Raw genomic sequence first — 26,216 nt, forward strand, 5'->3', positions numbered from 1 at the left:
GTGGCCCCGTGGCGCGGCTACGAAGAGGCCACGGCCCTGCCGCAGTTGCACAGCCTTATCGTGGGGGCCGCCGGCGTGCGCAGGGGGCTGGGCCGGGTGACGGCCCCGCTGCTGGTCATGCAGGCCCGGGGCGATGCCACCGTGCACTACTCCAATGCCCTGCACATTGCCGCCCACGTGGCCTCGCCCGACGTGACCCTGAAGCTGTTCGACATCGTGGACCGGCGCGCCGGGCACCATGTCATCACCACCCATATGGAGTGCCGCGACCGGGTGAGCGGGGCGGTGCGCGACTTTGTGCGTGGGTTATTTTGATGGTACAAAAATGTTATTTTTCGCATTTTTTTCCGTTTTTTACAAAAGGCATAATTTCACAAGCTAATATTCTGCAACAATTGCACTGTTTCAGCTGTGTGGTTGGTCAATCCTGACCAGGAAAGGTGGCGGGATTGACGATTTTGCACGGAAACGTTAAATTCTGATCATGCCGGACGCTCCGCGGGGATTGCGCTGCCGCTTCCCCGGCCCTTTGCCGCATGAGGCATGCTGTGGTTTGTTCCGATTTCCACCGGACACACCGGACACGCACACGGAAGCATGCTATGCAGGGGGCGAACCGGTCCGCCGTTCCCGGCAGTATTCCCACAGGTTCGCCAAGCCGAGGTTACCAGCGTGCATGTGAAGCCCATCAGTCAGCATTTCAATGACTTCGTCATCGAGCGTGAGCGAGCCCGGTGCATCAACTGTGAAGTCTGCGTGCGCCAGTGTTCGTACGAGGCTCATTTCTGGGACGAGGCGCGCCAGTTCGTGGTGCATGACAGCGCCCGCTGCGTGGGCTGCCACCGCTGCGCGGCCATGTGCCCCACCAGTTGCCTGACCATCCGCAAGAAGCCCTCGGATTTCCGCGACAACTCGCTGTGGACGTCCACGTACATCAAGCACATCTTCAAGCAGGCCGACACGGGCGGGGTGCTGTTGTCCGGCATGGGCAATCCGCAGCCCAAGCCCATCTACTGGGACAACATGCTGCTGGACGCCAGCCAGGTGACCAACCCCTCCATCGACCCGCTGCGCGAGCCCATGGAATTGCGCACCTTTCTGGGTGCCAAGCCCGACGCCGTGGACTTCATCCACACCCCGGAAGGTCCGCGCCTGAAGCAGCCCCTGCCGCCGCAACTGCAGCTGGAATACCCCATCATGTTCGCGGCCATGTCGTTCGGTGCCATCAACTTCAACCTGCACGTGGCCATGGCCCGCGCCGCCACGCAGCTCGGCATCTGTTACAACACCGGCGAAGGGGGCCTGCACCCGGACCTGTACCAGTACGGGGCCAACACCATCGTGCAGGTGGCATCCGGCCGGTTCGGCGTGCACAAGGACTACCTGAACGCCGGGGCCGCCGTGGAAATCAAGGTGGGGCAGGGCGCCAAGCCGGGCATAGGCGGGCACCTGCCGGGCGAGAAGATCGATGAGGAAGTCTCGCGCACCCGCATGGTGCCGCAAGGCTCCGACGCCATTTCGCCCGCGCCGCACCACGACATCTATTCCATAGAAGACCTGCTCCAGCTCATCTACGCCATCAAGGAATCCACCCGCTACCGGGTGCCCGTTGCCGTGAAGATCGCCGCCGTGCACAACGCCCCGGCCATCGCCTCCGGCATCGTGCGCGCCGGGGCGGATATCGTGGTCATCGACGGGTTCCGGGGCGGCACGGGCGCTGCCCCCACCATGATCCGCGACAACGTGGGCATTCCCATCGAACTGGCCCTTGCCTCGGTGGATAACCGCCTGCGCGACGAAGGCATCCGCAACCATGCCTCGCTGGTGGTGGCCGGGGGCGTGCGGTGCAGTGCCGACGTGGTGAAAGCCATCGCCCTGGGGGCCGACGCCGTGTACATCGGCACCGCCGCACTGGTGGCCGTGGGCTGCACCCTGTGTGGACGTTGCTACACCGGCAAGTGCCCATGGGGTATCGCCACCAATGCCGCGCAGCTCAAGAAGCGCCAGAACCCGGACGTGGCCGCGCAGCGCATGACCAATCTGGTCCGCGCCTGGGGCCACGAGATTCAGGAAATGCTGGGCGGCATGGGGCTGAACTCCATCGAAAGCCTGCGCGGCAACCGCGACAAGCTGCGGGGCGTGGGGCTGAACGAGGTGGAGCTGAATGTCCTGGGCATCAAGCACGCCGGTCTGTAGTTGCGGTCGGAAACGACCATTTCGTGGGCAATGGTGGCGTCAAACCGTTTTTTTGCTCCGGTCGAGTACAGCAAGAGTACACTCCCTCCGCAAAAAAAACGGTTTTCCTTGCCCTTGCCGCACGCTCTGGCCCTTTCCTGACCGCAACTGCGCACAGGTTTCGGTAGCTCCGGGCGGGTAAAGACAGAGTGCTGGCGCCTCAGCGCTACCCGCCGCCGGGGGTGTGCCGGGACCGATGGAAAAGAAGAGTTAAAGAAAAACTTCAAGTTGGCGTAACCCGTCAGCACGATGGAATATGCACGCACCGGCTATGCGGGATTGCTCCCGCCAGGTCGGACACCACGGAGAAAGGCCATGCAGGCTCCACGCGATTTCTGGCATTTCGATAAGGATATTTCCGGCTGCGGCGTGTTCGGCGTCATCGACCGGGCGCGGCGGCTCATACCGGGGTCGGAACCCATCGCGGCCATGTGCACCATGCACGACCGGGGCAACGGCCTTGGCGGCGGCTTTGCGGCCTACGGCATCTATCCTGACCGGGCGGACTGGTACGCCTTCCACCTGATGTGCGACGACCGCGACGCGTTGGAACGGGCCGAGGGCGTCATCAAGCAGTTCCACGACATCCGCCATTCCGAGCCCATCCCCACCCGTAAGGTGGCCAGCGTGAAGAACCCGCCCGTGGTCTGGCGCTTCTTTGTCACGCCCAAGTCCAACCGGCCTGCATGGGCCACCGGGGACGAGGCCGACTACATGGTGGGCACGGTGATGCACATCAACACCAAGGTGCCCGGCGTGTTCGTGTTTTCCAGCGGCAAGGACATGGGCGCCTTCAAGGGCGTGGGCTTTCCGGAGGACATAGCCGATTTCTTCCGGCTGGACGAATACCATGCCCACATGTGGACCGGGCACAACCGCTTTCCCACCAACACGCCCGGCTGGTGGGGCGGGGCGCATCCGTTCACGTTGCTGGACTGGGCCATCGTGCACAACGGCGAAATCTCGTCCTACGGCATCAACAAGCGCTACCTGTGCCAGCACGGCTACGAGTGCACCCTGATGACCGACACCGAGGTGGTGGCCTATCTGATCGATCTTTTGATCCGCAAGCACGGCCTGACCAAGCGCGAGGCCAGTTGGGTGTTCGCGCCGCCGTTCTGGGACGAGGTGGACCGCATGCCCGAGGCCGAGCGAGAGGCCTTCAAGGCCCTGCGCATGGTCTACGGCCCGGCCCTGCTCAACGGTCCGTTCGCCATTCTGGTGACGGATTCCAACGGCATGATGGGCCTCAACGACCGGGTCAAGCTGCGCCCGCTGGTGGTGGCCGAACAGGGCGACCGGGTGTTCATGTCCAGCGAGGAAAGCTCCATCCGCGAAGTGTGCCGCGACCTTGACCGGGTCTGGGCGCCCAAGGCGGGCCAGCCCGTGATTGTTGATTACCTGCCGCAGGGGGGTGCAGCATGAGCGCCGATGTGATGTGCGACGATAAGGGCTTCTGCGTGCAGCGCGAGGGCGAGCGGTGCGTCATCGACGCCACCGGCGTCTACTACCGCCAGCTCAATGAACACATCCGCGCCGCGATGGAGCACGGCGTCACCGACATCGAGGTGGTGCAGGTGCGCGGGCAGCGCTACATCGCCACCGCCGTGGAGGGAGACGTGCGCTTCACCGTGCGCGGCGTGCCGGGGCAGGACCTGGGCGCGTTCATGCGCGGCCCCACCATCCATGTGCACGGCAACGCGCAGGACGGCGTGGGCAACACCATGGACGGCGGGCGCATCGTCATCCACGGCATGGCGGGCGACGTGCTGGGCTACGCCATGCGCGACGGGCGCATCCTGGTGCGCGGCGACGTGGGCTACCGCGTGGGCATCCACATGAAGGCCTACATGGACCGCGTGCCGGTGATCGTGGTGGGCGGCAAGGCGGGCGACTTTCTGGGCGAATACATGGCGGGCGGGGCCATCATTTTGTTGGGCATGCATTCCGGCATGGCCGATGCGCCCATCACCGGGCGCAATCTGGGCACCGGCATGCACGGCGGGGTCATCTATCTGCGCGGTCGGGTGCCGGAATACCAGCTTGGACCGGGCCTTTCCATGGAACCGCTGGACGAGGCGGACCTGGAGTTCCTGCGCGGGCATATTGCCGACTTTGCGGCAGAATTCGCGGGCGAGTTCGGGGCCGATGGCACGGAACCCGCCGATGCCGAGGCGCTGGCCGTGGCCATCCTGTCCGAGCCGTTCGTGAAGATCCGTCCCTTTTCGCACCGCCCCTACGGCAACATGTACGTGGGGACCAATTAGCCCGCATCGTCAACCCGCCGGAATGGCGACATGACGGAATGCGTGAAGGCCCCGGAGCATGAATGTTCCGGGGCCTTTCATGTTGCGCTTCGTCATTTCGGGCATGTCGGGGGTTGCACGACATGCCCGGAGTACGCATATTATCACATTGGTCCGCATTTCCGCGTTTCCGGTGCCGCCCCGCGCGCCGCGCCTTCACCCCGACCGGAGCCCTGCATGCCTCACAACATCGATCTCATCCTGACCCTGGCGGGCGGCCTTACCGCCGCGCTTGCCCTTGGTTTCATCACCCAGAAACTGCGCCTGTCGCCCATCGTGGGCTACCTGCTGGCGGGCATGGTGGTGGGGCCGTATTCGCCGGGTTTCGTGGCCGATGCGGACACGGCCACCCAGTTCGCCGAGTTGGGCGTCATTCTGCTGATGTTCGGGGTGGGGCTGCATTTTCATCTCAAGGATCTGATGGCCGTGCGCTCCGTGGCCGTGCCGGGGGCCATCGTGCAGATAGCCGCTGCCACCGTGCTGGGCATGCTGGCCACGCATTTCTTCGGCTGGTCGTGGACGGCGGGGGCCGTGTTCGGCATGGCCATTTCCGTGGCCAGCACCGTGGTGCTTACCCGCGTGCTGGCCGACAACCGGGCCATGCACACCCCCGTGGGCCATGTGGCCATCGGCTGGCTGGTGGTGGAGGACCTGTTCACCATCCTTGTGCTGGTGCTGCTGCCCGCGTTGTTTCCGCCCGCTTCAGCGTCTGGCGCTCCTGTATCGGTGTGGGGCACGCTGGGCACCACCACCCTGAAACTGGGCGCCCTGGTGGTGTTCACCCTGGTGGCCGGCCAGCGGGTGATTCCGCTGCTGCTGTCCTACGTGGCCCGTACCGGCACGCGCGACCTGTTCACCCTGGCCGTGCTGGTGCTGGCACTGGGCATTGCCGTGGGGGCGGCGGAGTTCTTCGGCGCGTCCATGGCGTTGGGGGCCTTTCTTGCGGGCATGGTTGTGGGGCAGTCCGAGTTCAGTGCCCGCGCGGCGGCAGAGGCGCTGCCCATGCGCGATGCCTTTGCGGTGCTGTTCTTCGTGTCCGTTGGCATGCTGTTCGACCCCGCCTCGCTGGCCACCGGCTGGCCGCTGATGCTGGTCACCCTGGCCATCGTGCTGCTGGGCAAGCCGCTGGCCGCGCTGCTGGTGGTGCTGGTGCTGGGGCACCCCCTGCGCAAGGCCGTTTCCGTGGCCGTGGCACTGGCCCAGATCGGCGAGTTTTCGTTCATTCTCGCCTCGCTGGGCACGGCGCTGGGCGTGCTGCCGCCAGAGGCGGGCAACGCCCTTGTGGTGGCAGCGGTGGTGTCCATCACCCTCAACCCCATGTTGTACAAGGGGATCGATCCCCTGATGAAGGCACTGGCGCGTCGGGGCATTGGCGTGGCGCGTCCGGCTGCCGGGGATGGTCCCGTGCCGGGTCCGGTCGATGATGCGCACCGCGTGGTGCTGATCGGCTACGGCCCGGTGGGGCGGGCCATCGCCCGCATCCTGCGCGACAACGACATGGACGTGGCGGTGGTGGAGATGAACATCGACACCGTGCGCGAACTGCATGAGCAGGCCGTGCTTGAGGCGGCCCCCCTGAAAGCGCAGGCCGAGGGCCCGGGCAACATGGCGGGTCCGGACAACATGGCGGGTCCGGGCAGCATGGCGGGCGCGGGCAGCATGGCGGGCGCGGCTGGCAAAGCGGGCACCGACGCTGCCAGCGGTGACGATTCCGGCTGTATCGACGGCTCGGCCGATCAGGGGGGCCATGTCGAACACCCCCTGCGGCCCCTGCACGCCGTGCACGGCGACGCCACCCAGGCCGAGATACTGCGCCATGCGGGCCTGGAAGAGGCGGAGGCGCTGATCATCTCCACGGTGACGGCCCCCGCACGCGACATCATCGAGGTGGCCCGGGCGGTGAACCCCAATGTGCGCATCCTCATCCACACCACCTACCTGCGCGAGGCAGAGGCCCTGCGCGCGGGCGGGGCCGAGGTGGTCTTTTCCGGCGAGGGGGCGGTGGCCCTGTCGCTGTCCACCTTCCTTCTGCGCGAACTGGGCGCCACCGACGAGCAGGTGGAGGCCGAGCGCAGGCGCATCCGCCACGACTTCTGCTGATACCTTACGTGCCATCCGGAAGGCTGGTGCATTTTCGCAGCCAGCTTCTGCCAGGCAGGGCATGCCTGTCGCCGTCTGCCTTCCGGCGCGCGCGCCGCACCGGCCACGCGGTCCGGCGGCCAGAAAAGCGTTGAAAAAAAAGGCCACGGCAGGTAGGTAAGTCACGTTTTGCGACCATAACGCCCTCCCAGCGGGGGCGTAACCTTCAAGGAGGCATCATGCTCTGGACCAACGTGGCGTACGCCATGGGCGCGGGTCAGTCGGCGGGCGGCGGGGCCAACCCCATCGCGTCTTTCGTGCCGCTGATTCTCATGTTCGCCATTTTCTACTTTCTCCTGATTCGTCCCCAGCAGAAGAAGGCCAAGGAACACAAGGCCATGCTGGAGTCCATCAAGAAGGGCGACAACGTGGTGACCGCCGGCGGCATCTACGCCCGCGTGTTCGAAGTGCAGGACGACGTGCTGGTGCTCGACCTTGGCGAAACCAAGATCCGCGTGGGCCGTTCCTTCGTCAGCGCGGTCATCGACCCCAAGGCGAAGAAGGAAGAAAGGAAGCCTGCCGACAAGAAGGCTGCCAAGGACGCGGACAAGAAGGAAGAAGGGAAGGACGGGCAGAAGTAGCCCTGTCTCCCTCGGCATGGGGCAAGCACGCGCGCCGTCATCCTGGCTGGCGCCTGCTTGCCTTTTTGCCGTGAATGCGGCCGCGCGCCGCACCCGCGTGACATACCGCAACTCCAGGAGTCGCAATGAAAGAGGGTTTCCGCTGGAGACTCGCCGTGGTGCTGGCCGTGCTGCTGTTCGGCGCGGCCTACGTGCTGCCGAGCCTGCCGGGCATCAAGTCTTCGCCGTTGGGCCGTTTTCTGCCCGACAGCACCATCAGCCTCGGGCTTGACCTCATGGGCGGCATCCACCTGACGCTCGGCGTCGACGTGGACAAGGCCGTGGAAAACTCGCTGACCCAGATGGGCCAGGACATCCGCACCATGGCGCGCGACAAGGACGCCTTCGTGCTGCGCCCCCGCGTGCTGCCCGGCGACCGCATAGAGTTCGTGCTGGCCAAGGCCGAGCAGCGCGAGGTGCTGGGCGAACTGCTGGCCAAGCAGTTCCCGCAGCTCAGCGTTGCCGCGCCGCAGACCACCGATGACGGGCAGTTGCGCTACGTGGCCACCATGAAGCCGGAATATCGCAAGACCATCAGCGATATGGCGCTGGAGCAGGCGGTCAAGACCATCCGCAACCGCATCGACCAGTTCGGCGTGGCCGAACCGGACATTCGCAAGCAGCAGGACAACCGCATCCAGATCCAGTTGCCCGGCCTGCACGACACCCAGCGCGCCATCCAGATCATCGGCCAGACGGCCCACCTGGAATTCCACATCGTGCGCGATGACGTGGACGCGGAAAAGGCCGCCCGCGGCATCCTGCCGCCCGGCACCGAGGTGCGGCCCATGATCCGGCGCGGGGCTGACGGCAGTCAGGCCGAAACCCCCGTGGTGGTGGACAAGGAAGCCGTGCTTACCGGCGAATATGTGGCCGATGCGCGCCCCGGCTTCGACAATTTCAACCAGGCCTACGTGATGCTGACCTTCAACAGCCGCGGCGCGGCCATGTTCGAACGCATCACCCAGGAAAACGTGCGCAAGCGCCTGGCCATCGTGCTGGACGGCAAGGTCTACTCCGCGCCGGTCATCCAGGAAAAGATCGGCGGCGGTCGCGCCAGCATCACCGGCAAGTTCTCCACGGCGGAGGCGCAGGACCTGGCCATCGTGCTGCGCGCGGGTTCGCTGCCTGCGCCGGTGAGCGTGCTCGAGGAACGCACCGTCGGCCCTTCGCTGGGCCAGGAATCCATCGACAAGGGCATCATGGCCGCCGTTGTCGGCGGCGTCGTGGTAATGCTCTTCATGGTGGTGTACTACGGCATGTCCGGCCTCATCGCCAACGTCATGCTGTGCTTCACCGTGCTGCTCATCCTGGCGGGCATGGCGGCTTTTGGCGCCACCCTTACCTTGCCGGGCCTTGCGGGCATAGTGCTGACCCTTGGCATGGCCGTGGACGCCAACGTGCTGATCTACGAGCGCATCCGCGAGGAACTGCGCAAGGGGCACACGGTGCTTTCGGCCATCAACGAGGGCTTCGACCGCGCCACGCTGGCCATCACCGACTCGAACCTGACCACCATCATCGCGGCGGCCATTCTGTACCAGTTCGGCACCGGCCCGGTGCGCGGCTTTGCCGTCACGCTGTCGCTGGGCATCATCGCGTCCATGTTCACCGCCATCTTCGTCTCGCGCGTGGTCTTCCAGGCCTGGAAGGGCGGTTCGGGCGACAAACGCCTCAGCATATAGCGGAGGAGAGCCACAATGGGTTTCTCGTTCATCCGGCATGATACCAATGTCGATTTCGTGGGCATGCGCCACAAGGCGTATGTGATTTCCATCGCGCTCATCCTCGTGGGGCTGCTCTCCATCGTCTTCAAGGGCGGGCTGACCTACGGCATCGACTTCGCGGGCGGGGCCATCGTGCAGGTCAAGTTCGACCGGCCCGTGGCCGACGACACCCTGAAGAAGAGCCTTTCGGGCGCCAGCCTGCCCGGCCTTGCCGTGCAGCGCTTCGGCGAGGGCGAAACCGAGTACCTCATCCGCATGTCGCATACCGACGAGTCGGCGGAGGTTCTTCGCGCGGCCGTCACCGAGGCGCTGACCGCCAACATCAAGGACGCCACGTTCGTGGTGCAGCGGCTGGAAATGGTTGGCCCCAAGGTGGGCGCCGACCTTAAGAGCAAGGCGGTGGAGGCGCTGTACTACGCGGTGCTGCTCATCGCCATCTACATCTCCGGTCGGTTCGAGCGCCGCTGGATGGCGTCCGCCGTCATGGCCGGCACCCTGGCGGGCGGCATGTACCTGCTGGGTCTCATCGGCGTGCCCAAGCTGTGGCTGGTGCCGTTTTCGCTGGTGCTCACCATGGTGCTGTGCTGGAAGCTGCGGCTCAACTTCGCCCTTGGGGCCATCGTGGCCCTGGTGCATGACGTGCTGATCACCCTGGGCGTGCTGTCCCTGCTGAACAAGGAAGTGGACCTGAACATCGTGGCGGCCATCCTGACCCTGGTGGGCTACTCGCTGAACGACACCATCATCGTCTACGACCGCATCCGCGAAACGCTGCGCACCCACCGCAAGGAATGGACCTATGCGCAGATCATCAACACCAGCATCAACCAGACGCTCAGCCGCACCATCCTGACGGGCGGCACCACGCTGTTGGTCATCCTGGCGCTGTTCGTGCTGGGCGGCGGGGTCATCCACGACTTTGCGCTGACCATGCTGGTGGGCGTGTTCGTGGGCATCCTGTCGTCCATTTTCGTGGCAAGCCCGGTGCTGCTGCACTTCGGCATGCCCGAGGAGGAAAAGGAACCCGCGCCGCGCGTCGGACAGGAAGGGGCCGTGTAGACGGTCTGTTCCGGCATGGACTGAAATGGACGGGCGGTGCGCGAGTGCCGCCCGTTTTTCATGTTATCATCCTCAATAGCCGCCGATTGCGTAAGAACCGCGTAAGGATTGCGCAAGGGTTGCGGCATATGCCGCGAAAGGGGCAAAGCCGTGGCGCGGGGGGGGGGGGCGGCCAATGCGCGAAGGCGGTTGCTTTTTTTTGCCATCAGGCGTTATCCTACAGGTACTTGGAATCGTTTTTGCCCCGTGGAGGTGACATGAAGGCAATCGTGGTAGGTACGGTTCTGGGCGCGTTGCTGGCCTGTACGGGTTGGATTCCGACGGCCCCCAACGCCGCCCTGGCCGCCGATGGCGCGGGGTTGTATGCCCAGTGCGCGGGCTGCCACGGCGAGGACGGCGGCAAGGCTGCCCTGGGGGCGGCCCGCCCCCTGAAGGGCCAGACCGCAGACGCCCTGTACGGCAAGCTCAAGGGCTATGCGGATGGCAGCTATGGCGGTTCGAAAAAGGCCGTCATGGCGGGCATCGCCAAAAAACTTTCGGACGAGGACATGCGTGCTTTGGCCGCGCACATGGCCTCCTTCTAGACCGGTCAACGCGGAGTGCTCCGCGCGATGATCCGGTGAAACCAGGCTTCACCAGAACAGGAGAATTCGCATGAAACGCATTCTTGTGGTCATGAGCATCTGTGCCGCCCTTGCCTTTGGCATTTCCGCCGCCATGGCCGCCGACGGCGCCGCCCTGTACAAGTCGTGCGTGGGTTGCCACGGGGCCGACGGCTCCAAGCAGGCCATGGGCGTGGGCCATGCCGTGAAGGGCCAGAAGGCCGACGAACTGTTCAAGAAGCTGAAGGGTTATGCCGATGGCAGTTACGGCGGCGAGAAGAAGGCCGTCATGACTAACCTCGTCAAGCGCTATTCCGACGAGGAAATGAAGGCCATGGCCGACTACATGTCCAAGCTGTAGGTGCATGGCGATGCGCGTACGCTTTCACTCCGCGACGGTTGCCGGTGTACGCGCGTTCGTCGCCACGGCCTTGTTGATTGGTTTGTCCGTTGTGTCCGCCACGGAGGGACGGGCGGCGGTTTCCACTGCCGTTCCGTCCCCCGTTCTGCCACCGGCCCTGCTTGCCGCCGCCGATGATGCGCCTTCCGTCACGGATGGCGGGGGCGGCACAGCCCATGCCGGGCACGATGCCCATGCGGGACATGATGTCGGCGCCATGCCCGCCGACCATGCAGGGCATGCCATGCCGTCCGCTACGGCAAGTACCCCTGGCGGTGACGCCCCCCATCAGGGCCACGGCGCAGCCGATACCGGCCAGCCCCCGGCGGAGCACGTGCACCCGGTGCCGCCGCCCACCACGGGCAAGCTGGGCCAGCCCGGCCAGGCTACGGCGACAGACCCGTCCGCACAGACCCCCCTTGCGGGGGTGGACGAACGCCTCGGCGAGATCATCCCCGAGGGCATCCTGCTGCGCGACGAGTCGGGCAAGCCCATCGACCCGCGCACCCTGATGGACGTGCCGGTGATCATCGCGCCCATCTATTATTCCTGTCCCACCGTGTGCAACATGCTGCAAAGCTCGCTGGCGCGGGTCCTGCCGCAAATGTCGCTGCAGGCGGGCAAGGAGTACCGCGTGCTGTCCGTGAGTTTTGACGAAACGGACACCCCGCAACTGGCCACCCGCAAGAAGCAGAACTATTTCGCGGCCATGAATTTTGCCTACCCGGAAGACGGCTGGCGTTTCCTGTCCGGCGACCTTGCGTCCATCAACAGGTTCATGGAGGCCATCGGCTTCCGGTTCACCCGGCAGGGGCGCGACTTCATCCATCCCGTGGTGCTGGTGGTCACCGCGCCGGGGGGCAAGGTGGTGCGCTACCTGTACGGCCAGAACTTCATGCCCTTCGACCTGACCATGGCCGTCACGGAAGCCTCGCACGGCACCATTGGCCTGTCGGTAAAGCGAGTGCTGTCGTACTGCTTCACCTACGACCCGGAAGGGCGGCGCTACGTGTTCGATTTCATGCGCATAGCCGGGGCCATCATCCTGTTCGGCGCCGCGGTGCTGCTGTTCGTGCTGGTTCGGGGCGGCCCGCGCAGGAAGGAACGCAAGGGCCCGGAAAGTTCGCCGCCTTCTGACACTCCCCCGTCAGGCACGCCGCCTGATGGAACTCACCCGGACGGCTCGCCCCCGTCAGACCCGCCGAAGCCGGGGGCTCCCCAGGCCTAGGCCGTCATTTCGTCTTCTCGCGCCCGCCATCGTTTCCGTTATCCGTCCTTTTCCCGGTTCACTGCCCGTACCAGACACAGGAGACCATCGCATGAGCGCAGACGCGCACGACCACCCGAACTTCTTCCAGCCGCTGCCCGGCACGAAGGGCGGGATTGCCTCGTGGATATTCAGCACCGACCACAAGCGCATCGGCATGCTGTACCTGTACTGCATCGTCGCCATGTTTCTGGTGGGGCTGACACTCGGCTTCCTGATCCGGCTGGAACTCATCGCGCCGGGCCGTACCATCATGGGGCCGCAGACCTACAACGCGCTGTTCACCCTGCACGGGGTGGTGATGATCTTCCTGGTGGTCATTCCCAGCATTCCCGCCGCGTTCGGCAACATCTTCCTGCCCATCCAGATCGGGGCGGAGGACGTGTCCTTTCCCCGGTTGAACATCTTTTCGTGGTGGCTGTACGTCACCGGTGCGGTGCTGGCCGTCGTCTCGCTGGTCACCGGCAAGGGCGCTCCCGATACCGGCTGGACCTTCTACGTGCCCTTCAGCGCGGTGACCACCACCAACGTGGACGTGGCCGTCATTGCCGTGTTCATCCTGGGTTTTTCGTCCATTCTCACCGGGCTGAACTTCATCACCACCCTGCACCGGCTGCGCGCCCCCGGCATGACCTGGACGCGCCTGCCGCTGTTCTGCTGGTCGCTGTACGCCACCGGGTGGATTCAGGTGCTGGCCACGCCGGTGCTGGGCATCACGGTGCTGCTCATCTTTGCCGAGCGGGTGCTGGGGGTGGGGCTGTTCGATCCCTCGCGCGGGGGCGACCCCATCCTGTACCAGCACCTGTTCTGGATTTACTCGCACCCGGCCGTGTACATCATGATCCTGCCCGCCATGGGCGTGATTTCCGAAATCCTGCCGGTGTTCGCCCGCAAGCCCATTTTCGGCTACAAGATGATCGCCTTTTCCAGCCTTGCCATTGCCTTCGCAGGGTCGCTGGTGTGGGCGCACCACATGTTCGTCAGCGGCATGAGCGATACGGCGGTGATGGTTTTCTCGTTCCTGACCTTCGTGGTGGCCATTCCCTCGGCCATCAAGGTCTTCAACTGGGTGTCCACGCTGTACAAGGGCTCCATCCGTGTGGAACCGCCCCTGTGGTACGCGCTGGCGTTCATCTTCCTGTTCTCCATCGGTGGCCTGACCGGCCTCGTGCTGGGCTCCGCTGGCACCGACGTGCATGTGCACGACACCTACTTCGTGGTGGCGCACTTCCATTACGTGATCTTCGGGGGGCTCGGCTTCGGGCTGTTCGGGGCCATGCACTACTGGTTCCCCAAGATCTACGGCAGGATGTACGACAAGCGCATTGCCAACTGGTCGTGCCTGATTGCCTTCGTTGGCTTCAACATCCTGTATTTCCCCATGTTCATCATCGGGTTGCAGGGCATGCCGCGCCGTTACTACGACTATCTGCCCAAGTATGCCGAGGGGCACTTCATCTCCACCATGGGGTCGTGGGTGCTGGCGACGGGACTGCTGCTGATGTTCTGGAACCTCTGGCGGGGCATCCGCCACGGCAAGCCCGTGGGCCGCAATCCGTGGGGCGCTGCCACGCTTGAATGGATGGTGCCTTCGCCGCCGCCGCACCACAATTTCGAGGCCGAACCCGTGGTCACCCATGGTCCCTACGACTACACGGGGGTGAAGCCCGATGCATGAGCACCGCGACTACGAAGGCGCCAAGATCGGCATGTGGCTGTTCCTGTTCACGGAAGTGCTGCTGTTCGGCGGGCTGTTCCTGCTCTATGCCGTGTACCTGCACCGTTACCCGGCGGAATTCCATGCCGCGGGCAAGGACCTGAGCCGCATCTTCGGCACGGCCAACACCATCGTGCTCATTTCCAGTTCGTTGTGCATGGCCCTGGCCATCAGCGCGCTGCAACGCGGCAAGGTGCTGCTTTCGCAACGGCTGGTATTGCTGACCGTGGCCATGGCCGGGGTGTTCCTGGTGAACAAGTTCTTCGAGTGGAGCGCCAAGATCGGCCACGGCATCTACCCCAACAGCCCCGGCCTGCTGGCCCTGCCGCCCGGCGAGATGGTGTTCTTCAACCTGTACTACCTGATGACCGGGCTGCACGGCATCCACGTGATCATCGGCGGCGCCGTGCTGCTGTATGGCTGGCGCCTGATGCGCGCGGGCCGGGTGACCCCGGAGCACTTCGTGTTCCTGGAAAACGGCGGCCTGTACTGGCACCTGGTGGACCTGGTGTGGATCTACCTGTTTCCGCTTTTCTATCTTGTGGTCTGAGGGGGGCAGCATGACCGGACACGATATCAAGTACGATACCGGACCCGATACCGGACCCGATGCAGGACCCAATGCCGTGCACGACGCAGGGCATGACGCAGGGCACCACGCCGTCCCGGTGCGCACCAACATGCTGGTGTGGGCGGCACTGATGGTGCTGACCGCCATCACCGTGAGCGTCACCAGTTTCGACTTCGGCTTCCTGAACGTGGTGGTGGCGTTGACCGTGGCCACCACCAAGGCGGGATTGGTCATCCTGTGGTTCATGCACCTGCGCTACGAGGGCAGGGTCATTCGGCTGATGGTGTTCACGGCCTTCTTCATCCTTGCCATCGCCATCGGGTTCACCTTCTTCGACGTGGCCTACAGGTAGGTTCCCATGTATCCGCAATCGTTGACGCCCGTGCAGCAGGTGGACCTGGCGTTCTACATCATCTTCGGGTTCTCGGTGTTCGTGTTGCTGGCCATCACCGCAGCCATGCTGTGGTTCGTGTGGCACTACCGCGAATCGCGCCATCCCGTGCCCGCACAGATATCCGGCAACGTACCCGCCGAAATCGCCTGGACGCTTATTCCTTCCATCCTCGTCATGGGGCTGTTCTACTACGGATGGGAGGGCTACAAGGCCCTGCGCACCGTGCCCGAGGGTGCCATGGAGGTGAAGGTGACCGCCCGCATGTGGTCGTGGGTGTTCGAATACCCGGGCGGCAAGCGGAACAGCGTGCTGGTGGTGCCGGTGGACACCCCGGTGAAGCTGCGCATGACCAGCGTGGACGTGATCCACAGCCTGTACGTGCCCGCCTTCCGCATCAAGATGGACACCGTGCCCGGCATGGAAACCTATGCCTGGTTCAAGGCCGACCGCCCCGGAGAGTACGACCTGTTGTGCGCCGAATACTGCGGCCTGAAGCACGCCAACATGATCACCACGGTGAAGGTGGTGGACAAGGCCGCCTTCGATACCTGGCTGGCCAGCACCGAAACGCCCGGTGGAAAGGGCAGGGCGCTGATGGAAACCCACGGCTGTATTTCGTGCCATTCGCTGGACGGAACGCCGGGCGTCGGCCCCACCTTCAAGGACCTGTACGGGGCAGAGCGCGAGGTGGCCCTGCCGGACGGCAGCAAGCGCAAGGTGTTCGCCGACGAAGGGTATCTGCGCCGCGCCTTCACCGACCCCAACGGTGAGGTGGTGGTGGGCTACGACCCCATCATGCCGTCCACGGAAGGCATGGTGCCGAACGAGGACATGGAACAGATGCTGGCCTGGCTGATGCACGGCAACGAGGTGGGCCGCGAGGAAGGCAGGCGGCTGATGGAAGCCGAGGGCTGCATTTCGTGCCATTCCACCGACGGCTCGATCATCGCGGGGCCGAGCCTGAAGGGATTGTGGAACGCGCCCACAACCGTGCTGCGTGACGGCAAGGAACAGCAGGTCACCGCCGACGAGGCGTATCTGCGCGCCAAGATCGCCAATGCGCCGTCCTTGGGCACGGTGAAGGGGTACGACCCCATGATGCCGCCGTACGAGCATCTGACGCCGGAGCAGCTGGGAAGCATGGTGGAATACATCAAGTCTCTTGGCGAACACGCACATTGATGCACACGAGCCGTATGCCCAGCCTGCATGACCTGCGCCTGTTGCTGCGCCTGAACGTTACCCTGATGGTGGGGGCCGCCACGGCGTTCGGCTTTCTGCTGGCCGTACCGCTGCCTTTTGCCCGCAAGATCGGTGGTGCCGGGCAGGCCGGGGGCAATCCCGCGCTCGCGTTCATCTGGGTGGTGGCCGGGGCCATGCTGCTGGCTGCCGCCTGTTCGGCGTGGAATCAGGTGCAGGAACGGGACACCGACGCGCTGTTGCCCCGTACGGCGGTACGACCGCTGCCAACCGGGCGCATGGTGTCATGGGCGGCTACCGGCATTGGCGCGCTGCTGTTCGCGGCGGCTCTGGGCTGCCTGCATGCTGCCGGAGAACTGGCCACGGTGCTGGCACCCGGAATGGCCGGGAACCTTCCGTACGATGCCGTGCCCGGCGCCGGTTCGCCGATGTCAGGCTCTCCGGTGTCTGGTGGGCTGCTGCTTCTGGTGGGCGTGGGCATCGCCGTGGTCTACAACGGCGCGTACACCCCGCTGAAGCGCGTGACCTCGTTCGCCTTGCTGCCGGGTGCGCTTGTGGGCGCCATGCCGCCCCTGCTGGGTTGGATGGCGGCGGGTGGCGATCCGCGTGACCCCGTGGCCATCCTGCTGTACGGGGTGTACGTGCTGTGGCAGGTGCCCCACTTCTGGCTGCGCGCCCAGCGCGAACGCATCCACTACCAACGGGCCGGGCTGCCCGTGCCCCCCGCCCAGTTTGCCGCCGCGCGCTACGCCGGGTTGTTGCGGGTGTGGTACCACGCCTACGCCGTGGCCGTGCTGATGCTGCCCGTGTTTCCCTTGCTGCATGCCCCGCTGGTGCGTGCCGGGGTGGTCCTGCTGGGCGTGGCACTGCTGGGGATATCGGTGTTGGCGCAGACGGCAGGAACTGCGGGGGGAGACGCGGCGCCTGATACGGCGGGTGTGACCGCAGGCGCGGACACAGTACAGGCGCTGCCCTTCACCTGCATGGCCCGGCGTGATGTCGTCGCCCTGCGTGCCGCCGACGCAGCCATGCCAGCGCTGATGCTGCTGTTGCTGCTGGACCGGATGCTGCCTTTATTCTAAGCATAAGAAACATACCCCCCTCCTCCACATTCGCACCGGGAGCCGTCATGGTCTGGATTCACCCCGTTCTGCAATTCGTCGCCACGCTCATCGGTCTGTACGCCATGTATTTCGGCTGGATACGTTTTCAGGCCTCGCACATGGGGCGCAAGGTGGTCTTTCCGTGGAAGCCGCACGTCAAATGGGGCACCGTGGCCCTTGGCGTATGGGCGGCGGGGTCGCTGCTGGGGCTGGCCGTGGCCCGGCTGGCGTGGTCAAGCATGTTCATTACCGGCGCGCATGCCTGGGTGGGGCTGCTGATGGTGCCGCTGTGCGCGGTGGGCTACTTCACCGGCCAGCGCATGGACGTGGTGAAGAAACGCCGCAAGCTGTTGCCGCTGGTGCATGGCGTCAACAACCTGCTGCTGGTGGTGCTGGCCCTGTGGCAATTGTGGACCGGCATCATGGTGGTGCGCGTTTATCTGCTGTAGCCCGGGATTGTTCCGAATCTTTGCGCCCGGCGGCGGCAGTGGCAACCACTGCCGCCGCCGGGCATTTTTAGTGTGGCATGGGCAGCCCTGCCGGGGCGTGGGGGAGGGGACGCAGTGGGCGGGCGGATCATTCCCCGTTCACCCCGCCCGCGTGGCTGGGGCTGATGCCGAAGTAACGGCGAAATTCCCGGCTGAACTGCGAAACGCTTTCATAACCCACCATGCGGGCCGCCTCGCTGGCGCGCACGCCATCCTCGCGCAGCAGGCTGCGCGCCTTGTTCAGGCGCACCCGTTTCAGGTACTGGATGGGCGAAAACGCGGTGACGTCCTTGAAGGCCCTGTGGAAGGTGGACGGGCTCATGTTCACGAAGCCCGCCAACTGGTCCACGTTGAACGGCTCGGAAAAGTTGCCGTGGATCTGCTTCAGCGCCTTTTCGATGCGCGACATGTTGGTATTCTTGGTGGCCAGCGCGTGCAGGGCCGCCGCGTTTTCTCCGCACAGCACCCGGAATAGCAGTTCGCGCACCAGCCCCGGACCCAGTACCTGCGCTTCCAGCGGGCAGGACAACGCCATCAGCAGGCGCTGCACCGTGTTCTTGAACGCCGCATCGGCCTTGGCCAGGAACAGCCCCTGGTGGGTGCACCCTTGCGTCAGGGACCGGTAGTCGATACGGTCTTCTATCTGACCTATGATTTCGTTGAGCACGCCAAGGTCAATGTCCACGACCAGGGACAGCAACGGCTTTTCCGGCGTGGCCACGGCCTCGCATTCTGCGGCAATGGGCACGCTGAGGGCCAGGTAGTGGTCCTGATCGTACTGGTAGACTCGCCCGCCAAAGTGCACGAGCTTGGCCCCCTGGCCGAGAATGATCAGCCCCTGCTGGTACAGCAGCGGCGTGCGGTGGATGGAACCGGAGGTTCTGTACAGCCCAACTCCGGGCAGGCCGGTTTCGGTCTTGCCCTCGCTGATGGCCAGTCTGCTCATGAGTTCTGCTATTTCAGACATGTAGTCTCCCGTTCGGCGTGCGGTCTGCGCCGCGCGACGATTTTGGGAACGTAACAGCTTTGATGCGTTTCTGCTATGTGTTGCAGGATCAGGCAAGAGATTGGCAGGAATGTGCCTTCTCACCAGGGCATGGTCCGTTTATTCACGGAGCATCGAACATCCCCCGCATTCGCTGGTTGCACCCGGCGGAACGCGGCCCGGATGGCGGCAGCGGCGGCCCTTTCCGCACGACACCTCACGATTCCTTACGGACGAGGGGTACCGCAAAGGCCGTGTAACCGTGAACGGGCGCACCGCGCCCGGCATTGAAGGAGCGAGACGTGCTGTACAGAACCATGCCCAAGAACGGTGACACGCTGTCCGCGCTGGGTTTCGGCTGCATGCGCCTGCCCATGCAGGACGGCAAGGTGGACGAGGCCCGCGCCATTGCCCAGATCCGCAGCGCCATCGATGGCGGAGTCAACTACCTGGACACGGCGTGGCCGTACCACCACGGCGAAAGCGAAATCGTGCTCGGCAAGGCCCTGCGCGACGGCTACCGCGAGAAGGTGAAAGTGGCCACCAAGCTGCCCTCATGGCTGCTGAAGACTCGCCCCGACATGGACCGCTACCTGAACGCGCAGCTTGAACGCCTTGGCGTCGATTGCATCGACTACTATCTGGTGCACGCGCTGAACGGTCCCCTGTGGGACACTGTGCACGGGCTTGGCGTGCTGGAATTTCTGGAAACAGCCAAGGACGACGGGCGCATCGCCAACATCGGGTTTTCGTTCCATGGTCTGGCGGAAGACTTCAAGCGCATCATCGACGCTTACGCCTGGGAGTTCTGCCAGATCCAGTACAACTACCTGGACGAGACCTATCAGGCGGGCACCGATGGGCTGCGTTACGCCGCGGGCAAGGGGATTGGCGTGATCATCATGGAGCCGCTGCGTGGCGGCAACCTGGGGCTGATCACTGCGCCGCCCGCCGTGCAGGCCATCTGGGACGAGTCGCCCGTGCGGCGCACCCCGGTGGAATGGGCGCTGCGCTGGGTGTTGAACCATCCGGAAGTAACGCTGGTATTGTCCGGCATGAACGAGGAAGCCCACATCACCGAGAACCTGGCCATTGCCGGTTCCGCAGAGGCCGGATCCATGACCGCCCGGGAATTGGAACTGGTGGCCCGCGCCAGCGCCAAGTACCGCGAACTGATGAAGGTGCGCTGTACCGGCTGCGGCTACTGCATGCCGTGCCCCATGGGTGTTTCCATTCCCATGTGCTTCGAAACCTACAACAAGATGCACATGTTCGGGAACATTCAGGAAGGCAAGTTCATGTACGCCCTGCGCATGAGCGGCGAGATCGGCAGCGAGGGCCCCGGTTACGCCTCGCAGTGCGTGGCCTGCGGCCAGTGCATGGAAAACTGTCCGCAAAACATCGCCATTCCGGAAGTGCTGGCCGAACTGGCCGCCGAACTGGAAGGGCCGGACTTTGCCCAGTTGCAGGAAGCGGGGCGGCAGCTTCTGCGCCGCACCGCGTAAGAGCGAGCAGGACGGAGTTCACCGGATCGAATGAACCCGGCAGGCCGGGGTGGACCATCCGCCCCGGCCCCGGATATGCTTTCGGCGGATATGCAATGGACCCCGGACAGACATCAGGTCCGGATATCGATGCGCAACACGTGCTCACCGCCCGTTCCGTGCGGGCAGCGATGGCGTACGCAACCAGAGGGATACCCGGCGTGAAGATACTGTTCTACGATTGCTTCGCGGGCATGAGCGGCGACATGCACCTTGCCGCGCTGCTGTCCCTTGGCGTGGAGCCCGACTACCTGCGGGCCGAACTTTCGAAGCTGGGGCTGGACCACGAGTTCGAACTGCGGGTGACGCCCGGCATGCGCAAGGGCATTGCGGGCCTGCGCGTGGACGTGGTGCTGGCACACGAAGGCCCTGCTGCCGGACAGGACTGCGAGCAGAGCGGTGAACACCTCCACGCCCATGGTCATGAGCTCGATCATCATGAGCATCATGACCACGGGCATGGGCATCACCATGCGCACCATGAACATGGTGACCATCAGCATGGAGATCACCATGATCATCATCACGGGCATCATCACGCCCACCCGCACGACGCGGCGCAGCATGCCGCGCACGATCATGCCCATGACCACGAACATGCCCATGAGCATGACCATAACCACGAGCATGCCCGCGAGCATGGCCATGCACACGCGCACCAGCACACCCACGGCCACCATCACCCGCCGCACCGCAACCTGCCGGACATAGAGGCCATCATCACTGCCAGCACGCTGCCGGAGCCGGTGCAGCGCACCAGTCTGGCCATGTTCCGCAAGCTGGCCGAGGCCGAGGCCAAGGTGCATGGCAAGCCGGTGGACGAAGTGCATTTTCACGAGGTGGGGGCCACCGATTCCATCGTGGACATCGTGGGCGCGGCCATCTGTTACCATCGCCTTGGCGTGGACGCGGCCTGGGCCTCGCCCGTGGAACTGGGCGGCGGCTTCGTGCGTTGCGCCCACGGGCTGATGCCCGTGCCTGCCCCTGCCACGTCGGAGATTCTGTCCGGCATTCCCACCACGCGCGGGGCCACCCCGCACGAGACAACCACCCCAACGGGCGCGGCCATTCTGGCCACGCTGGTGACCCGGTTCACCGCCGCGCCGCGCATGGCCGTGCAGCGCACCGGCTACGGCATCGGCCACCGGGATACCGAATTGCCCAACCTGCTGCGGGTACACGTGGCCGAGGTTGACGAGACCCACGCGGCCCTTGCGGCTGGCGGGGCGTCCTCTGCGGCGTCTTTCGCCACATCCGGTGCCACATCCGGAATCGCAGCACCGCTGCCCACGGAACCCGCGCGCCTGCTGCAATGCAACATCGACGACATGACCGCAGAGCAACTGGCCGTGGCCATGGAGCAACTGATGGACGCAGGCGCCATGGACGTGCATTTCACGCCCATCATGATGAAGAAGGGGCGGCCCGCCACCTGCGTTTCGCTGCTCTGCGCCCAGAACGAGCAGGAGCGCTTCGCCCGGCTGCTGTTCCGGCACACCACCACGCTGGGCATCAAGAGCGTGCCCATCGACAAGCTGGTGCTGGAAACGCGCTTCGAGCGGCTGGAAACCCCGCTGGGGCCTGTAACCATGAAGCTGGCCCTGCTGGACGGCGAGGTGCTGCGCGCCAAGCCGGAACTGGAAGACTGCAAGGCGCTGGCGCGTAAGCATTCCATCCCGCTGGCCGATGTGTATCTTGCCATCGGCAAGGCCCGCTAGGGGCTGTTTCCAAATTGTCCTTTCGCCCGTTGGCATCGTCAAACATCGCCAGCCATAGCGCTGCTGTCCTTATCCGTTAAGATTCGCGCTACGCGCTCACCTAACGGCGAAGGCTCAGTCAAATACGAGAAGAGTGCGCGTTGCGGTCCTCATCCGTAATGCTCGAAGACTTGCATAACGGCTGCGGCATTCCCTCATGGCAGGCTCGTTTTTCTTGCCAACAAACGAAAATCCTAATTTTGAAACAGCCCCTCAAGAACAGCTTTTGACAATGATACCGGCAGTGCCCACGCGGCGCGCCGCAACGACGGACGACGACATGGACAGGACAGACGCCCTGCGCGACCTGCTGGAAGGCATCCGCGCGGGCACCATCGATGTGGACAAGGGCATGTCGCAACTGCGCGACTTGCCGTACCTTGAAATGGGACACACCCGCTTCGACCTGCACCGCAAGCTGCGCAACGGCTTTCCGGAGGTGGTCTACGGCGCGGGCAAGACGCCCGAGCAGGTGGCGGAGATTTTCACCCGGCTGCGCGGGGTCAGCCACGTGCTGGCTACCCGTGTTTCGCCGGAAATGGCGGAGCACGTGCTGGCCGCCTGCCCGGAGGCCACCTACAACCCCCTTGGCCGCACCCTGACCATGCTGCACGGCGAACTGGCCTTCAAGCCCGGCGAGATCGGCATCATCACCGCAGGCACCTCGGATCTGCCCGTGGCCGAAGAGGCCCGCGTGACCTGCGAGATGCTGGGCAGCAGGGCGTGGGTAATTTCCGACGTGGGCGTGGCGGGCGTGCACCGGCTGTTCGACCGGCTGGACGAGCTGCGCAAGGCCCGCGTGCTCATCGTGGTGGCGGGCATGGAAGGGGCCCTCACCAGCGTGGTGGGCGGCCTTGTCTCACAGCCGCTCATCGCCGTTCCCACCTCGGTGGGCTATGGGGCCAACTTCGCCGGGCTGTCCGCGCTGCTCGGCATGCTCACCTCGTGCGCCAGCGGCATCACCGTGGTCAATATCGACAACGGGTTCGGTGCGGCCTGCGCCGCGTGCCGCATCAACAACCTGTTTGCGTAGGTGCTGCTTGCACCACAACGAGAAGGGCTGCCCAATGGGCAGCCCTTCTCGTTTGAACGGGGGTGCAGGGGGTGCTACCCCCTGCCCGCCGGAGGCTGACAAAAAACGCCCTCTCTAATCCACCCGGTAGTGACACCCCAGGCTCTGCTTGTTCCGCAGCGCGGCCATGGTCACCATGTACGCGGTCTGGCAACCGTGGAACAGGTCCACGAGCGGCTTGGAGAGCGGGGTGCGCTTGTAGAAGTCGTGCAGATGCCGCGACAGGTCGCGCAGGTCTTCGAAGGCGCGTTGCAGACGGCTGCGGGTGCGGGTGATGCCCACGTAGTTCCACATGGTGTGGCGGATGGTGGCCCAGTCCTGCGCGATGAGGGCCGGGTCGTCGTTGCGTTCGTCGCCGGAGGACTGCCAGTCGGGGATGGAGTCGCGCAGGCGCTTGCCAAGGCTGCGCTGGGCGCCGGAGCGTTTGGCGATGTCCTCTGCGGCGGCGCGGCCCCACAGCAGCGCTTCCAGCAGCGATGTGGAGGCCAGACGGTTGGCGCCGTGCACGCCGGTGCAACTGCATTCGCCCACGCTGTACAGCCGCTCCAGAGTGGTGCGGCCCGTCAGGTCGGTAAGGATGCCGCCGCAGAAGTAGTGCGCGGCGGGCACCACGGGGATCAGGTCGCGCCGGATGTCGATGCCCAGTTCCATGCACCGGGCGAAGATGGTGGGGAAGCGTTCCGAGGGGTCCTGTTCCATGTGGCGGGCGTCCAGGTACACGCATTCCTCGCCGTTGCGCAGCATTTCCTCCACGATGGACCGGGCCACGATGTCGCGCGGGGCAAGGTCGGCGCGGGGGTCGTAGCGTTCCATGAAATGTTCGCCGCTGCCGTTCACCAGCCGCCCGCCTTCGCCGCGCATGGCCTCTGTGACCAGGAACCGGCGCGAACTGCGGTGCAGCAGGGCGGTGGGGTGGAACTGCACGTATTCCAGGTTTTCGGTACGCACGAAGGCGCGGCTGGCCATGGCGATGCCGGATCCGATGCAGGCCGGGCTGTTGGTGGTGTGCAGGTACACCTGCCCTATGCCGCCGGTGGCCAGCACGGTGATGTCCGCAAGGATGGTTTCCACCCGGCGCAACTGCTCGTTGAAGACGTAGGCGCCCACGCACTGGTTGTTGAGCTGGTAGCGGAATTCGTTGTTGCGGGCGTGGTGGTGGCTGGTCAGCAGGTCGACGGCAGTGCGTTCCGACAGCACGCGGATGTTGGGGGCGTCGTTCACCGCCGCCATCAGCCCGTCCATGATGGCCCGCCCGGTGTAGTCGGCGCAGTGCAGGATGCGGTGCGCCCCGTGGCCGCCTTCCATGGTCAGGTCCCATTCGCATTCGGGGGTGCGCCCTTTGGCGAAGGGGATGTGCAGCCGGTCCACAAGGATGTCCTGCACGGCCTTTGGGCCGCTGCGCGCGATGTGGCGCACCGCGCGCAGGTGGTTGTGGCGGTGCCCGGCGATGAGGATGTCTGTTTCCAACTGGCGTGGGTCGCCGTCGCCAGCGCGGAACACGATGCCGCCCTGAGCCAGGGCGGAATTGCCGCTGTCCAGTTGCTGGCCGCTGTTGATGAGCGTCACTTCCATGCCCTGGTCGGCCAGGGTGAGCGCGGTGGTGCACCCGGCGATGCCCGAGCCGATGACCAGTACCGGAGTGTGCAGACGGTAGGTGGAATTGTTCATGGCGCGTCCCTTGCGAAGTGGCAGCGTGGGGGGATGTGGTGCGGTGCTCGTGCGTCGGGCCTTCCGGCTGCCAGGTATGCTCCGGGGCGAAAGGGACGGCTGGCGCGGGCGGGGAAAAACATTTCAGGCCTGGGTCAAATCAATCTGAACCAAAGCGGCTTGGTCCAAACCAGCCAGTCAGGCCAGCCGGGCAGTCAGGCCAGTCAGGCCAGTCAGGCCTGACGGGCCGGACGCAGGATGCTTGTCGGCCCGCGCGGCCCCCGTGTATCGGCGGGCATCGCGCGGGCCGCTGTTCATCTCTTTACGCCCGCTCAGGCGCAGGCGTCCAGCATGCGTTGCAGGGCAGCCTTGGCGGGTTCGTGCAGGTCCATGGGCACGGTGACCGGGGCTTCCGTGCCCGCCGCCACGCCCTCCAGGGTGCGCAGCAGTTTGGGCTCGGTCACGCGGGCCATGTGCGAACAGGCGCTTTCCAGCAGGGGCAGCACGGTCAGGCGCCCGGCGTGCTGGCGGGCCAGCCGCTGCACGAGGTTGATTTCCGTACCCACGATGACGGTGGAGCCGTCCGGGGCCTCGTCGGCAAAGCGGATGATGGTGGTGGTGGAACCGGCGGCATCGGCGGCGTTGACCACCTCTGGCGAACATTCCGGATGCACCACGATGCGGCAGCCGGGATGCGCGGCGCGGGCGGTTTCCATCTGGCGCAGGTTGAACCGGGCGTGGATGGCGCAACAGCCGGGCCAGATCAGCAGTTCCGCCCGGCGGGCCGAGTCGGTCAGCACGTCGGCGCCGAAATTGGCGGCCCGCACGTCCAGCATATGCCGCTTGCCGTCGGGAATGCCCAGCAGGTTCGCGGTGTTGCGAGCCAGGTTCTTGTCCGGAAGAAACAGCACGGCGTCACCCTGTGCGCGGGTCCATTCCAGCATGGTGCGGGCGTTGGCGGATGTGCACACCGCGCCGCCGTGCCGCCCCACCACGGCCTTTACGGCCAGCGAGGTGTTCACGTAGGCCAGCGGCACCACCTTGCGCCCATCGGCTTCCAGGGCGCGCAGCACCGCGTCCACCCGTTCCGCCGGGGCCATTTGCGCCATGACGCAGTTGGCGGAATGCTCCGGCAGGTACACCTTCTGGCCGGGCCGCGCCAGCAGGGCGGCGGATTCCGCCATGAAGTACACCCCGCAGAACACGATGCTCGCGGCGTCCGTGTCGGCCACGCGGCGGGCCAGTTCCAGCGAATCGCCACGCAGGTCGGTGTGCCGGATGACCGATTCGTGCTGGTAGTGGTGGCCCATGATGGTCAGGTTGGGGCCGAGCGCGACGCGCAACGCGGCGATGCGCTCTTTCTGGGAAGGTTGTACGGTCATG

Annotated in this window: 23 protein-coding genes; 20 read left to right on the top strand and 3 right to left on the bottom strand. The window is 65.1% G+C overall.

Annotated features, from left to right (window positions below; all coding sequences use genetic code 11):
- The 17 genes from FVW27_RS11495 to FVW27_RS11575 all read left to right on the top strand — a co-directional run.
- A partial coding sequence (locus tag FVW27_RS11495; RefSeq protein ID WP_424991870.1) for an alpha/beta hydrolase occupies positions 1-315 on the top strand: 315 nt, incomplete at its 5' end.
- A 357-nt stretch (positions 316-672) separates the two neighbouring features.
- Positions 673-2,196, top strand: a complete 1,524-nt coding sequence (locus tag FVW27_RS11500; RefSeq protein ID WP_167125278.1) for a glutamate synthase-related protein — start codon at positions 673-675, stop codon at positions 2,194-2,196.
- Between the two features lie 354 nt (positions 2,197-2,550).
- Positions 2,551-3,660: a class II glutamine amidotransferase gene (locus FVW27_RS11505; protein ID WP_167125280.1), complete on the top strand. Its 1,110-nt coding sequence runs from the start codon at positions 2,551-2,553 to the stop codon at positions 3,658-3,660.
- Complete coding sequence (locus FVW27_RS11510) at positions 3,657-4,502, top strand: GltB/FmdC/FwdC-like GXGXG domain-containing protein (RefSeq protein WP_243838383.1); 846 nt, start codon at positions 3,657-3,659, stop codon at positions 4,500-4,502. Before FVW27_RS11505 ends, FVW27_RS11510 begins: the two co-directional genes overlap by 4 nt.
- A 216-nt stretch (positions 4,503-4,718) precedes the next feature.
- Positions 4,719-6,641 (top strand): cation:proton antiporter, encoded by a 1,923-nt coding sequence (locus FVW27_RS11515; protein WP_167125282.1) that lies wholly within the window; start codon positions 4,719-4,721, stop codon positions 6,639-6,641.
- A gap of 218 nt (positions 6,642-6,859) precedes the next feature.
- Positions 6,860-7,261 (top strand): preprotein translocase subunit YajC, encoded by a 402-nt coding sequence (yajC, locus tag FVW27_RS11520; protein ID WP_167125284.1) that lies wholly within the window; start codon positions 6,860-6,862, stop codon positions 7,259-7,261.
- Between the two features lie 125 nt (positions 7,262-7,386).
- Entirely contained in the window at positions 7,387-8,985 is a 1,599-nt protein-coding gene (gene secD / locus FVW27_RS11525) for a protein translocase subunit SecD (RefSeq protein ID WP_167125286.1), read from the top strand.
- A 15-nt stretch (positions 8,986-9,000) separates the two neighbouring features.
- The gene (gene secF, locus FVW27_RS11530; RefSeq protein WP_167125288.1) at positions 9,001-10,086 is read left to right on the top strand and encodes a protein translocase subunit SecF; all 1,086 of its coding nucleotides are present in this window, start codon (positions 9,001-9,003) and stop codon (positions 10,084-10,086) included.
- A 257-nt stretch (positions 10,087-10,343) separates the two neighbouring features.
- Positions 10,344-10,670 (top strand): c-type cytochrome, encoded by a 327-nt coding sequence (locus tag FVW27_RS11535; protein ID WP_167125290.1) that lies wholly within the window; start codon positions 10,344-10,346, stop codon positions 10,668-10,670.
- A gap of 70 nt (positions 10,671-10,740) precedes the next feature.
- Positions 10,741-11,049 carry a c-type cytochrome gene (locus FVW27_RS11540; protein ID WP_167125292.1) on the top strand — a complete coding sequence of 103 codons (309 nt, stop codon included), beginning with the start codon at positions 10,741-10,743 and terminating at the stop codon, positions 11,047-11,049.
- A gap of 256 nt (positions 11,050-11,305) precedes the next feature.
- Positions 11,306-12,316, top strand: a complete 1,011-nt coding sequence (locus tag FVW27_RS11545; protein WP_243838384.1) for an SCO family protein — start codon at positions 11,306-11,308, stop codon at positions 12,314-12,316.
- A gap of 91 nt (positions 12,317-12,407) precedes the next feature.
- Complete coding sequence (gene ctaD, locus FVW27_RS11550) at positions 12,408-14,033, top strand: cytochrome c oxidase subunit I (protein ID WP_167125294.1); 1,626 nt, start codon at positions 12,408-12,410, stop codon at positions 14,031-14,033.
- Positions 14,026-14,622 carry a cytochrome c oxidase subunit 3 family protein gene (locus tag FVW27_RS11555; protein ID WP_167125296.1) on the top strand — a complete coding sequence of 199 codons (597 nt, stop codon included), beginning with the start codon at positions 14,026-14,028 and terminating at the stop codon, positions 14,620-14,622. Before ctaD ends, FVW27_RS11555 begins: the two co-directional genes overlap by 8 nt.
- 10 nt (positions 14,623-14,632) lie before the next feature.
- Positions 14,633-14,995, top strand: coding sequence for a cytochrome C oxidase subunit IV family protein (locus tag FVW27_RS11560; RefSeq protein WP_167125298.1), 363 nt, complete (start codon positions 14,633-14,635; stop codon positions 14,993-14,995).
- Between the two features lie 6 nt (positions 14,996-15,001).
- The gene (gene coxB / locus FVW27_RS11565) at positions 15,002-16,219 is read left to right on the top strand and encodes a cytochrome c oxidase subunit II (RefSeq protein WP_167125300.1); all 1,218 of its coding nucleotides are present in this window, start codon (positions 15,002-15,004) and stop codon (positions 16,217-16,219) included.
- A gap of 14 nt (positions 16,220-16,233) precedes the next feature.
- Positions 16,234-17,319: a UbiA family prenyltransferase gene (locus tag FVW27_RS11570; RefSeq protein ID WP_167125302.1), complete on the top strand. Its 1,086-nt coding sequence runs from the start codon at positions 16,234-16,236 to the stop codon at positions 17,317-17,319.
- 47 nt (positions 17,320-17,366) lie between these two features.
- Positions 17,367-17,789 (top strand): DUF4079 family protein, encoded by a 423-nt coding sequence (locus tag FVW27_RS11575; RefSeq protein WP_167125304.1) that lies wholly within the window; start codon positions 17,367-17,369, stop codon positions 17,787-17,789.
- A gap of 127 nt (positions 17,790-17,916) precedes the next feature.
- Here the strand turns inward: FVW27_RS11575 and FVW27_RS11580 are convergent, their stop codons facing one another.
- Positions 17,917-18,795, bottom strand: coding sequence for an AraC family transcriptional regulator (locus FVW27_RS11580; protein WP_167125306.1), 879 nt, complete (start codon positions 18,793-18,795; stop codon positions 17,917-17,919).
- Positions 18,796-19,115: 320 nt separating this feature from the next.
- On the opposite strand from FVW27_RS11580, the gene FVW27_RS11585 reads away from it, so the two are divergent.
- The 3 genes from FVW27_RS11585 to larB all read left to right on the top strand — a co-directional run bounded on the left by FVW27_RS11585 (position 19,116) and on the right by larB (position 23,147).
- Positions 19,116-20,318 carry an aldo/keto reductase gene (locus FVW27_RS11585; RefSeq protein ID WP_167125308.1) on the top strand — a complete coding sequence of 401 codons (1,203 nt, stop codon included), beginning with the start codon at positions 19,116-19,118 and terminating at the stop codon, positions 20,316-20,318.
- Positions 20,319-20,518: 200 nt separating this feature from the next.
- The gene (larC, locus tag FVW27_RS11590; RefSeq protein WP_341806131.1) at positions 20,519-22,075 is read left to right on the top strand and encodes a nickel pincer cofactor biosynthesis protein LarC; all 1,557 of its coding nucleotides are present in this window, start codon (positions 20,519-20,521) and stop codon (positions 22,073-22,075) included.
- A gap of 319 nt (positions 22,076-22,394) precedes the next feature.
- Positions 22,395-23,147, top strand: a complete 753-nt coding sequence (gene larB / locus FVW27_RS11595; RefSeq protein WP_167125310.1) for a nickel pincer cofactor biosynthesis protein LarB — start codon at positions 22,395-22,397, stop codon at positions 23,145-23,147.
- Between the two features lie 114 nt (positions 23,148-23,261).
- On the opposite strand, the gene nadB is transcribed toward larB, so the two are convergent.
- On the bottom strand, positions 23,262-24,854 hold the full coding sequence (gene nadB / locus FVW27_RS11600) for an L-aspartate oxidase (protein WP_167125312.1): 1,593 nt from the start codon (positions 24,852-24,854) through the stop codon (positions 23,262-23,264).
- Between the two features lie 311 nt (positions 24,855-25,165).
- Positions 25,166-26,215: a quinolinate synthase NadA gene (gene nadA / locus FVW27_RS11605; protein WP_167125314.1), complete on the bottom strand. Its 1,050-nt coding sequence runs from the start codon at positions 26,213-26,215 to the stop codon at positions 25,166-25,168.
- Position 26,216: the final 1 nt, after the last annotated feature.

Origin of the sequence: Nitratidesulfovibrio liaohensis (assembly GCF_011682075.1) — a bacterium.
Classification (GTDB): Bacteria; Desulfobacterota; Desulfovibrionia; order Desulfovibrionales; family Desulfovibrionaceae; genus Cupidesulfovibrio; species Cupidesulfovibrio liaohensis.